This window comes from Symbiopectobacterium sp. (assembly GCF_051710365.1).
Taxonomy (GTDB): domain Bacteria; phylum Pseudomonadota; class Gammaproteobacteria; order Enterobacterales; family Enterobacteriaceae; genus Symbiopectobacterium.
This window is the reverse complement of the sequence record NZ_JBPETA010000021.1, coordinates 16,951-28,297: the sequence shown is the minus strand read 5'-3', so window position 1 is coordinate 28,297 and position 11,347 is coordinate 16,951. Positions and strand designations below refer to the sequence as shown.

Sequence of the window (11,347 nt, the reverse complement as noted above, 5' to 3'; positions counted from 1 at the left end):
TTAAAGGAATATCGACGGATCGCCACACGTTATGAAAAAACGGCAAGAAACTATCTAGCAATGGTGAAACTGGGCTGCATCCGCGTGTTTTACCACCGGTTACGCAATTAAGGGACACAGCCTAGTTATCGCGCTGTTGGCTACGCCACAGCTTGCGGCTTTTCTTGAACAGCACCCTAGAATGAAAGCGGCGCTGCTGCACGATCTGCCCGAATGGAAAGCGTCACTCAAGCAGCGCCTGCGTGCAACCGTGGCACCTGCCGATCTGGAGCGGGAATTTACCTGCTATCAAAATACCCAGACCATCGACAATCTGACCTTTCAGTCACGCATTCCCCGTATCGTTGATACGCTGCAAACGGTGGACTGGCCTTTTCTTTCTCAGGCTAACAAGCTGATCGCTCAGGCAGAACCGACGCTTGGGCAGCGGTTTAGCAACGCCTTCCACGCTCTGTTCTTACAGCGCTGGAAAATGAGCCTCTCTTTGCAAACGGTCTCCTTGCACCATCAATTGATGGAGGCAGAAAAAGAGATCCTGCTTGATGAGTTACAACAGCGGCTGACCTTGACCGGCAAACTGGAAGCCGTACTGGCGGAGAACGAGACAGCCGCCGGACGATTATGGGATCTCAGCGCGGGAAAATTGATAAAAACCGAGCTGCAAACCCTGATTAACTTCTGCGACTTTCTACAAAAGCAGCCTTCATTGCAGCGCCTGGCCGAGCGTTTAGGTCGCAGCCGGGAGACCAAATCCATTCTCTCCACTGAAGCACCGCGCGAAGCGTTTCGCGTGATGGTTCGTGAACCGGATACGGTGCCAGAGCAAGTGGATGGCATCCATCAAAGCGATGATATTCTGCGACTGCTCCCCGCCGAATTGGCCGCCATGGGCATCAAAGAGCTGGAATACGAATTCTATCGTCGTTTGCTGGAACGGCGGTTTCTGACCTATCGGTTGCAGGGGGAAAGCTGGCACGAAAAGGTAATAGAGCGCCCGGTTTCACATCAGCAAAACGAACAGCAGCCCAGAGGCCCTTTTATTGTCTGTGTCGATACCTCAGGGTCGATGGGCGGTTTCAATGAACGCTGCGCCAAAGCCTTTTGCCTGGCACTCATGCGCATCGCCCTTGCCGATAATCGCCGCTGCTACATTATGCTGTTTGCCACCGATATCGTGCGCTATGAGCTGACTGCCGTCACCGGTATCGAACAGGCCACGCGTTTTCTTGGTCAATCGTTTCGTGGCGGCACCGATATGGCAGCCTGTATGTCAGCGCTGCTGGACAAACTGGAAGATGATGTGTGGCACGATGCCGATGCGGTGATGATTTCTGATTTCATCGCACAGCGCCTGCCTGAAGAGACCGTGCAACGTGTTCGGCAACGGCAGCAACAACATCACCATCGTTTTCATGCTGTTGCGATGTCACAACATGGAAAACCCGGCATCCTGCACATTTTCGACCATATCTGGCACGTGGATACCGGGTTAAAAGGACGTTTACTGCGGCGATTGCGCCACGCCTGAGCGTAGCGCTTCTACAGCGATTACAGCAATGCAGGCACGGATTCTCTGACCGGCTGTGGCCACACACCGCACTGCACCTGACCAATGTGCGCAAGTTGCAGTAGCAGCATCACCAGGCGGGATTGACCGATACCGCCACCAATGGTTTGCGGCATGTCACCACGCATCAGCGCCTGATGCCACTCCAGTGCCAGACGATCGACATCCCCCGTCAGCGTCAATTGACGTTGGAGCGCCTCAGCATCGACACGAATCCCCATGGAAGAGAGCTCGAAAGCATCGTTTAACGCCGGATTCCACACCAGGATATCGCCGTTCAACCCTTTCAGACCCTGTTCACCCGCTGACGACCAGTCATCATAATCCGGCGCACGCACATCGTGACGCTCACCGTGAGACAATGCCCCGCCAATGCCTATCAGGAATACAGCACCCAGCTCTTTGGCGATGGCGCGTTCGCGCCCTTTGGCATCCAGTTCAGGATAACGCTTGAGCAGCGTATCGCTGTGAACAAAATGAATGGTTTCCGGCAGGAAAGGGGCCAGACCAAACTTGCTGCTAACCTCAGCTTCGGTGCTTTTTATTGCCTGATAAATGTTGTTAACGGTGGATTTCAAATACTCGATGGAGCGCTCGCCATCCCCCATAACGCGTTCCCAATCCCACTGATCGACATAAACAGAGTGGATCGGGCTCAAGCGATCTTCATCCGGGCGCAGTGCCTTCATGTGGGTATAGATCCCTTCACCAGCGCTAAAATCATAGTCACCCAAGGTTTTACGCTTCCATTTCGCCAGGGAGTGCACCACTTCGAACGTGGAGTCAGGCAATGCTTTCACGTGTACCTGTACCGTTTTCTCGCTGCCGGAGAGGTTATCCTGAGTACCATCGCCCACGCGGCTCAGTATCGGGGCTTGAACTTCAATTAGACCCAGTTTCTGCGCTAACTGTGCGGAGAAAAAGGATTTCACAAATGCAATTTGTTGTTGTTTTTCGATATAGCTCTTTTTCATTTACCCATGTCCGTCGTCACTGTCTATTGTGCAATTAAGCAATAGAATGGCGGTGAAACTCAATAATCCAGCAAAGAAACAGGCATCATGGTTTTGATTCCTCATTTAACGCATGCTAAAAATGAGAAAGAACTAAATATAAGGAAAAATTATGACTGAAATTTATCAGATCGATAATCTCGATCGCTGCATCCTAAACGCTTTAATGGAAAATGCCCGCACCCCTTATGCCGAATTGGCCAAGCAGTTTTCGGTCAGTCCCGGCACCATCCACGTTCGCGTCGAAAAAATGAAGCAGGCGGGCATTATTGTCGGCACCCGGGTTGATGTCAGCCCCAAGCAACTCGGTTATGACGTGTGCTGCTTTATCGGCATCATTTTAAAAAGCGCCAAGGATTACCCCTCAGCCCTGGAAAAACTGAATAACCTGGAAGAAGTGGTAGAAGCCTACTACACCACCGGGCATTACAGCATTTTCATCAAAGTAATGTGCCGTTCCATTGACGCACTGCAACACGTACTTATCAACAAGATCCAGACCATCGATGAAATTCAGTCCACGGAAACCCTGATCTCGCTACAGAACCCGATCATGCGGACGATCACCCCGTAAACGTCAACAGGTATATCCCTATTATCCACAGGTAGATAACAGCTCGATCACAGCGTACAATACCGCATCTTTTATTCGGACGGGATCGAGCATGGCAGACATTACGCTTATCAGCGGCAGTACGTTAGGCAGTGCGGAGTATGTGGCAAAACATCTGGCCGAGTTACTGGAACAGCAAGGCTTTTCCACTGATGTTCAGCATGGCCCGCAACTGGACGACCTCCCGCAGAGCGGAGTATGGCTACTGGTGAGCTCAACCCACGGTGCCGGTGAATTACCGATAACCTGCAACCGTTGTTTAAGCAGATTAGCGATCGGAAAGCGGATCTTTCGCAGGTTCGTTATGGCGCTATCGGGATCGGCAGTAAAGAGTATGACACCTTCTACGGTGCGATCGTTACCGTGGATCCAGCAGAAATCTGGTTGGCTCCGTGGGTAGAATTACTCAATTAAGCGGTTTATTTAGCCACTTAATTGTGTATAACTTTATGTATATCTGGGTGAAAACCGGTAGTTATCCCAATAACAACCGTTGTTCGTTTTTTGTCATGTGAATAACCAACTATTTTGATCCCAAGCTATACGGTACAGGATCACCGATCATTCACAGCAAACGATCATCAACAATTTGTTGATCTTCATATGGAAAAAGTACTTATTCACAAGCAGTATGTATCTTAATAATAGATCCAATAAAAAGATCTCTATATAAAAAGATCTTTCTTTAACTACCGACGATCCAACGGGCTTGTCGTTTGCGTAAACTTGAGTAGAATCCCCTTCCCCAAGGCAAGCAATGATCTTAGGCACACATCGTTAACCCGACTATTCTCGTTAACACCACGCGAGGTGCAGTACCATGTTTTATCCAGATCCTTTTGACGTCATCGTGATCGGCGGTGGCCATGCGGGCACAGAAGCCGCCATGGCAGCTGCACGCATGGGGCGTCAAACCCTGTTATTGACACACAATATCGATACTCTGGGACAAATGTCCTGCAATCCGGCTATTGGTGGGATCGGAAAGGGACATCTGGTTAAAGAGATCGACGCCATGGGCGGCCTGATGGCTCGCGCGGTCGATCGGGGCGGTATTCAGTTTAGAATACTAAACAACAGTAAAGGTCCTGCCGTTCGTGCTACTCGTGCACAGGCGGATCGCGTGCTTTATCGTCAGGCAATACGCACCGCGCTGGAGAACCAGCCGAACCTGACGATCTTCCAGCAGGCGGTTGACGATCTTATTGTTGAGAACGATCGTGTGGTCGGTGCTGTCACCCAAATGGGGCTGAAATTCCGCGCCAAAACGGTGGTGCTGACCGTTGGGACATTCCTTGATGGTAAAATTCACATCGGTCTGGATAACTACAGCGGTGGACGTGCTGGCGATCCGCCCTCCATACCGTTATCTCGCAGACTGCGTGAGCTGCTGTTGCGTGTCAGCCGCCTTAAAACCGGTACGCCACCGCGTATCGATGCGCGCACCATTGATTTCAGCGTACTGGCGCAACAGCACGGTGATAACCCAATGCCGGTGTTCTCGTTCCTGGGGAACGCCAGCGAGCACCCGGCGCAGATGCCGTGTTACATCACGCACACCAACGAAAAAACCCATGAGGTGATCCGCAATAACCTGGATCGCAGCCCAATGTATGCCGGTGTGATCGAGGGGATAGGCCCGCGTTATTGTCCGTCGATCGAAGACAAGGTGATGCGCTTTGCCGATCGCAATGCGCATCAGATTTTCCTTGAACCTGAAGGGCTGACCAGTAACGAGATTTACCCCAACGGCATTTCGACCAGCCTGCCCTTCGACGTACAGTGGCAAATCGTCCGTTCGATGCAAGGTATGGAAAACGCCAAGATCGTGCGCCCTGGCTATGCTATCGAATACGATTTCTTCGATCCGCGCGATCTTAAACCTACGCTGGAAAGCAAATTCATCCACGGTTTGTTCTTTGCCGGACAGATAAACGGCACAACCGGTTACGAAGAGGCCGCTGCTCAGGGCATGTTGGCTGGCTTGAACGCCGCACGTCTGGCGTTCGATCAGGACGGTTGGTTCCCGCGTCGCGATCAGGCGTATCTGGGCGTGCTGGTGGACGATCTGTGTACGCTCGGTACCAAAGAACCCTACCGCATGTTCACCTCGCATGCCGAATACCGCCTGATGCTGCGCGAAGACAACGCCGATCTGCGTCTCACTGAAATTGGCCGTGAACTGGGGATGGTAGACGATTATCGTTGGGAGCGCTTTAACGAGAAGCTGGAACAGATTGAGCAGGAACGCCAGCGTCTACGCGAAATTCGCGTGCATCCCCACAGTGAACAGCGAGAGGCGGTGAACGCGTTGCTGAAAACGCCGCTGTCGCGCGAAGCGACCGGTGAGGAACTGCTGCGTCGCCCTGAGATGGATTACGCTACCCTGACCTCGTTACCGATGTTCTCGCCCGCGCTGACGGATGTTCAGGCGGCAGAGCAGGTTGAAATTCAGGTGAAGTATGAAGGGTACATTGCGCGTCAGCAGGACGAGATTGAAAAACAGCTGCGTAATGAGAGTACCGTGCTGCCAGTGGATCTGGATTATGGTCAGGTGAGCGGGCTTTCCAACGAAGTGAAAGCCAAACTCAACGACCACAAACCAGGGTCCATTGGTCAGGCTTCGCGTATTTCGGGAATTACCCCAGCAGCGATCTCTATTCTGCTGGTTTGGCTGAAAAAACAAGGGCTGCTGCGCCGCAGCGCCTGATAACCGATGCAGATAGGCGCACTACGGTGTGTCATTTTGTGGCTGTTCCTGGCAGCCACATTTCATCAGATATGGCAGGATGAGCGCGTGAAACACAAATTAGACGCTCTGTTGCAGCGGGCTGGCATTTTGGTCAGTGAACAACAAAAAAATTCGCTAATCCAGTATGTCGAAATGCTGCACAAGTGGAACAAGGCCTATAATCTCACGTCAGTGCGCGACCCGCAGGAGATGCTGGTACGGCATATCATGGATAGCATCGTGGTTGAACCGCATTTGCAGGGCGATCGGTTTATCGATGTGGGTACCGGACCGGGATTACCGGGTATTCCACTGGCTATTGTACGCCCCTCAGCGTCATTCACTCTGCTGGATAGCCTGGGAAAACGTGTGCGTTTTCTACGTCAGGTTCAGCATGAACTCAAGTTGGATAATGTCTTTCCGGTGCAGTCTCGGGTCGAGGAATTCACCGCTGAACCGCCTTTCGATGGCGTTATCAGCCGCGCTTTTGCCTCTTTGCTTGATATGCTGGAGTGGTGCAAGCACCTGCCTGCACCGGCAACCGGACGCTTTTATGCCCTGAAAGGGGTAGTGCCGGAAGAAGAATTAACCGCATTACCTACATCGATAGCGGTAGAGCGCATTGTGCGTTTATCGGTACCTGAATTGGACGGTGAACGCCATTTGGTGATTCTTAAAGCAAACTAATTTTGCGTTTTATCAAATAAATTATAACTAATTGTATCAGAGAGGCCTTTTAAGCTTGGAGGTTATTATTTGTGGAAAAATGGACACCGATCACCATTTTTTTACAAAACCTGGCAACCTTGCACGCTATTTGTTTCTCTTCGAATAGTAACCCGAGAAATTAATTGCCGTTGTAGATTGCAGATGAAAAATCCAGATGTTAAAGACATAAAAAAATAATGTTAATGATGTCAATACGCAGTGCACGGGATGTTTTCGGGGCGTTTTAAAAAGAGTCGTTATTTAACTATTTGAATTTAATTAAGATAAATAGCTATTTTTGCTAAAGACTTAAAAAAATCAGATCTGATATAAAGCCTATATGTCATTTTTATGTGATTGATATCACATATTATCGGGTTATTGAAAGGCTTACGGGCCGCGGCTGCCGCCTCGATTGTTAGTAAAAATAGGGCTTGAATAAGAGATTTAAATTATTGTTCATCTTTTTGCTACTTATCGATTGAATTCGCAGGCGTAAACCGTATAATTTGCTCGTTTTTTGCCGCTTGACTCGATGGAATAAAGGCAGTTTTATACGTCAGTCAGCCTCTGGAAAAGGAATGAAGAGCAAAACGCATGTCTGTCTCCCTTTACAGTGGAAAACCGGCCTTTTTGGGGTTGATGCTACAGGCGGCTACGTTCGTTTTGGTCAGCACCGTTTTTTGCCTGCGGAGTGTTGAGGCGGGCGCTTCCGCTTTAGCCGGAGGACTGGCGGTATGGCTGCCGAACGTGTGCTTTGTGCTGTTCGCCTTGCGTCATTAGGCGGGTAAGCCCATAGAAGGGCGTGTTGCCTGGTCGTTTGCCATTGGCGAGGTGTTGAAAGTATTTATCACCATCGCGTTGCTGGTGGTGGCGTTGGGTCTGTTCAAGGCGGCGTTTGTTCCCCTTGGTCTGACCTACCTGGCGGTGCTGATAATGCAGATAGTGGCGCCAGCCATCGTTAACCGTAAGATTCGTTAACCGTTACCGTATTAACAACAACAGGGTAAGGAACATCATGTCTGCATCTACTCCCCAAGAGTATATCGGTCATCACCTGAAACATTTACAGGTAGGTTCGGGGTTCTGGTCTATTAACGTCGATTCGATGTTTTTCTCAATCGCACTTGGGATCCTGTTTCTGGTCATTTTCCGCAAGGTTGCAAAGAACGCGACCAGCGGCGTGCCCGGTAAACTGCAAACCTTTGTGGAGATGATCATCGGTTTTGTTGATGGCAACGTGCGTGACATGTTCCATGGTAAAAGCAAACTTATCTCCCCTCTGGCGCTGACCATTTTCGTTTGGGTGTTCCTGATGAACGCCATGGACCTATTTCCGATCGATCTTCTGCCCTTTATCGGCGAGCATTGGATTGGATTGCCTTACCTGCGCGTAGTACCGACGGCGGATGTCAACATCACACTGTCCATGGCGCTGGGCGTGTTTATCCTGGTGCTGTTCTACAGCATCAAAATGAAAGGCGTTGGCGGTTTTGTAAAAGAACTGACCATGCAACCTTTCAACCATCCGGTCTTTATTCCCATCAACCTGATTCTTGAAGGTGTCAGCCTGCTGTCCAAACCGGTTTCACTCGGCTTGCGACTGTTTGGCAACATGTATGCGGGTGAGTTGATCTTCATCCTGATTGCCGGTTTGCTGCCGTGGTGGTCGCAATGGTTGTTGAATGTGCCTTGGGCAATATTCCACATCCTGATCATTACGCTTCAGGCCTTTATTTTCATGGTTCTGACGGTTGTTTATCTCTCGATGGCATCTGAAGAGCATTGATTTTTCTTTCAACACAATAACGTTCTAACTGAAACAAACTGGAGACTGTCATGGAAAACCTGAGTGTGGATCTGCTGTACATGGCTGCCGCGTTGATGATGGGTCTGGCGGCGATCGGTGCTGCGATCGGTATCGGCATTCTGGGTGGTAAATTCTTGGAAGGCGCGGCTCGCCAGCCTGACCTGATTCCTCTGCTTCGTACACAGTTCTTTATCGTTATGGGTCTGGTTGACGCCATCCCGATGATTGCTGTTGGTCTGGGCCTGTATGTGATGTTTGCGGTCGCCTAACCCGGTAACGCCGGTTAGGTATTTAACATCAATTATTTAACTTAAAAGAGGCATTGTGCTGTGAATATTAATGCAACAATCCTCGGCCAAGCCATTGCGTTCGTCCTGTTTGTCTGGTTTTGCATGAAGTTTGTATGGCCGCCGTTAATAGCTGCCATCGAGAAGCGTCAGAAAGAGATTGCTGACGGTTTGGCTTCTGCGGAACGTGCCAAAAAAGATTTGAACTTAGCGCAGGCCAATGCCACCGATCAGCTGAAAAAAGCCAAAGCGGAAGCTCAGGTGATCGTCGAGCAAGCCAATAAACGCCGTGCTCAGATCCTGGATGAGGCCAAAGCGGAAGCAGAAGCTGAACGTAGCAAAATCGTGGCGCAGGCTGAAATTGAAGCCGAACGTAAACGTGCTCGTGAAGAGCTGCGTAAACAGGTTGCCATGCTGGCGATTGCCGGTGCCGAGAAGATTATTGAACGTTCCGTGGATGAAGCTGCTAACAGCGACATCGTTGATAAACTGGTCGCTGAACTGTAAGGAGGGAGGGGCCGATGTCTGAATTTGTCACGGTAGCTCGCCCCTACGCCAAAGCAGCTTTTGACTTTGCGGTTGAACATCAGGCCGTTGAACGCTGGCAGAACATGCTGGCGTTTGCCGCTAAAGTCACACGCAATGAACAGGTTGTCGCTCTGCTGTCCGGTGCTATGGCACCGAATCTGTTGGCGAGCACTTTCATTGACGTGTGTGGCGATCAGCTGGATGAGCCCGGCCAGAACCTGATTAAGGTGATGGCGGAAAATGGGCGTTTACTGGTGCTTCCTGAAGTTCTGGAACAGTTTGCGCAACTCCGCGCCGCGCAGGAGTCGACGGTTGACGTCGAAGTCACCTCCGCGAGCGCACTGAGTGAACCGCAGCTGGACAAGATTACTTCCGCCATGGAAAAACGCCTGTCACGCAAAGTGAAGCTGAATTGCAAAATTGATAAGTCTGTTGTCGCAGGCGTGGTGATCCGCGCGGGCGATATGGTGATAGATGGCAGCATTCGCGGCCGTCTGGAACGCCTCGCAGACGTCTTGCAGTCTTAAGGGGACTGGAGCATGCAACTGAATTCCACCGAAATCAGCGAACTGATCAAGCAGCGCATTGCTCAGTTCAATGTGGTGAGCGAAGCTCACAATGAAGGTACTATTGTTTCCGTCAGTGACGGGATCATTCGCGTACACGGCCTGGCCGATGTGATGCAGGGGGAGATGATCTCCCTGCCCGGCAACCGTTACGCTATCGCCCTGAACCTGGAGCGCGACTCTGTTGGTGCGGTGGTGATGGGTCCGTACGCTGACCTCGCCGAAGGCATGAAGGTCAAGTGTACCGGCCGTATTCTGGAAGTGCCGGTTGGCCGTGGTCTGCTGGGCCGCGTGGTGAACACCCTGGGTGCACCTATCGACGGCAAAGGTCCGGTTGAGAACGACGGGTTCTCTCCGGTAGAAGCGATCGCACCGGGCGTTATCGAACGTCAATCCGTTGATCAGCCGGTACAGACGGGCTACAAGTCCGTTGACGCCATGATCCCGATTGGTCGTGGTCAGCGTGAATTGATCATCGGCGACCGTCAGACGGGTAAAACCGCACTGGCTATCGACGCCATCATCAACCAGCGTGATTCCGGCATCAAGTGCGTGTACGTTGCCATCGGCCAGAAAGCTTCCACTATCTCCAACGTGGTGCGTAAACTGGAAGAGCACGGCGCATTGGCCAACACCATTGTTGTGATCGCAACGGCGTCTGAATCTGCCGCACTGCAATATCTGGCTCCGTATGCCGGTTGTGCGATGGGTGAATACTTCCGTGACCGCGGTGAAGATGCACTGATCATTTACGATGACTTGTCCAAACAGGCCGTCGCTTATCGTCAGATTTCCCTGCTGCTCCGTCGTCCGCCAGGTCGTGAAGCTTACCCTGGTGATGTTTTCTACCTCCACTCCCGTTTGCTGGAGCGCGCGGCACGCGTTAACGCCGATTACGTAGAAGCGTTTACCAAGGGTGAAGTTAAAGGGAAAACCGGTTCATTGACGGCGCTGCCGATCATCGAAACTCAGGCGGGTGACGTTTCCGCGTTCGTTCCGACCAACGTAATCTCGATTACCGATGGTCAGATCTTCCTGGAATCGAACCTGTTCAACGCCGGTATCCGTCCTGCGGTTAACCCAGGGATTTCCGTATCCCGCGTGGGTGGTGCAGCGCAGACCAAGATCATGAAGAAACTGTCCGGTGGTATTCGTACCGCACTGGCGCAGTATCGTGAACTGGCGGCGTTCTCCCAGTTCGCTTCGGATTTGGATGATGCAACGCGTAAGCAGCTGAATCATGGTCAGAAAGTAACTGAACTGCTGAAACAGAAACAGTATGCGCCGATGTCGGTTGCGCAGCAGTCTCTGGTGCTGTTCGCCGCTGAACGTGGCTATCTGGCTGATGTTGAACTGGCGAAAGTAGGTAGCTTCGAAGCGGCGCTGTTGGCGTATGCCGACCGCGAACACGGCGATCTTCTGCAACAAATCGACCAGACTGGTGCTTATAACGATGAGATCGAGGGTAAGTTCAAAACTATCCTTGATACCTTCAAGGCAACCCAGTCCTGGTAACGCCCGTAG

General features: G+C 51.3%; 9 protein-coding genes and 4 pseudogenes. 12 read left to right on the top strand and 1 reads right to left on the bottom strand.

The window, feature by feature from the left end; all coding sequences use genetic code 11:
* Together ACTBDZ_RS03475 and viaA are read left to right on the top strand one after the other, a co-directional pair.
* Window positions 1-111, top strand: a pseudogene (locus tag ACTBDZ_RS03475) (IS5 family transposase); the annotation flags it as partial.
* Window positions 112-121: 10 nt separating this feature from the next.
* Window positions 122-1,528 (top strand): annotated as a pseudogene (gene viaA / locus ACTBDZ_RS03470) (ATPase RavA stimulator ViaA); the annotation flags it as partial.
* A gap of 20 nt (window positions 1,529-1,548) precedes the next feature.
* Here viaA and asnA read toward each other — a convergent pair.
* Window positions 1,549-2,541: an aspartate--ammonia ligase gene (gene asnA / locus ACTBDZ_RS03465; RefSeq protein ID WP_438814257.1), complete on the bottom strand. Its 993-nt coding sequence runs from the start codon at window positions 2,539-2,541 to the stop codon at window positions 1,549-1,551.
* 151 nt (window positions 2,542-2,692) lie between these two features.
* Here asnA and asnC point away from each other — a divergent pair, with 151 nt between their 5' ends.
* The 10 genes and pseudogenes from asnC (at window position 2,693) to atpA (ending at window position 11,338) form a co-directional block, all read left to right on the top strand.
* A complete protein-coding gene (gene asnC, locus ACTBDZ_RS03460) occupies window positions 2,693-3,154 on the top strand; it encodes a transcriptional regulator AsnC (protein WP_438814256.1) in 462 nt (153 codons plus the stop codon).
* Between the two features lie 91 nt (window positions 3,155-3,245).
* A pseudogene (mioC, locus tag ACTBDZ_RS03455) lies at window positions 3,246-3,607 on the top strand (FMN-binding protein MioC).
* A gap of 406 nt (window positions 3,608-4,013) precedes the next feature.
* Window positions 4,014-5,903: a tRNA uridine-5-carboxymethylaminomethyl(34) synthesis enzyme MnmG gene (gene mnmG / locus ACTBDZ_RS03450; protein ID WP_438814255.1), complete on the top strand. Its 1,890-nt coding sequence runs from the start codon at window positions 4,014-4,016 to the stop codon at window positions 5,901-5,903.
* A gap of 87 nt (window positions 5,904-5,990) precedes the next feature.
* Complete coding sequence (gene rsmG, locus ACTBDZ_RS03445; protein WP_438814254.1) at window positions 5,991-6,611, top strand: 16S rRNA (guanine(527)-N(7))-methyltransferase RsmG; 621 nt, start codon at window positions 5,991-5,993, stop codon at window positions 6,609-6,611.
* 618 nt (window positions 6,612-7,229) lie between these two features.
* Window positions 7,230-7,613: pseudogene (gene atpI / locus ACTBDZ_RS03440) on the top strand (F0F1 ATP synthase subunit I).
* A 37-nt stretch (window positions 7,614-7,650) separates the two neighbouring features.
* On the top strand, window positions 7,651-8,421 hold the full coding sequence (gene atpB / locus ACTBDZ_RS03435) for a F0F1 ATP synthase subunit A (RefSeq protein ID WP_438814253.1): 771 nt from the start codon (window positions 7,651-7,653) through the stop codon (window positions 8,419-8,421).
* A 50-nt stretch (window positions 8,422-8,471) separates the two neighbouring features.
* Window positions 8,472-8,711 carry a F0F1 ATP synthase subunit C gene (gene atpE, locus ACTBDZ_RS03430; RefSeq protein WP_005976545.1) on the top strand — a complete coding sequence of 80 codons (240 nt, stop codon included), beginning with the start codon at window positions 8,472-8,474 and terminating at the stop codon, window positions 8,709-8,711.
* A gap of 60 nt (window positions 8,712-8,771) precedes the next feature.
* On the top strand, window positions 8,772-9,236 hold the full coding sequence (atpF, locus tag ACTBDZ_RS03425) for a F0F1 ATP synthase subunit B (RefSeq protein ID WP_438814252.1): 465 nt from the start codon (window positions 8,772-8,774) through the stop codon (window positions 9,234-9,236).
* A gap of 14 nt (window positions 9,237-9,250) precedes the next feature.
* Window positions 9,251-9,784, top strand: coding sequence for a F0F1 ATP synthase subunit delta (gene atpH, locus ACTBDZ_RS03420; protein ID WP_438814251.1), 534 nt, complete (start codon window positions 9,251-9,253; stop codon window positions 9,782-9,784).
* Window positions 9,785-9,796: 12 nt separating this feature from the next.
* A complete protein-coding gene (atpA, locus tag ACTBDZ_RS03415; RefSeq protein ID WP_438814250.1) occupies window positions 9,797-11,338 on the top strand; it encodes a F0F1 ATP synthase subunit alpha in 1,542 nt (513 codons plus the stop codon).
* Window positions 11,339-11,347 lie beyond the last annotated feature (9 nt).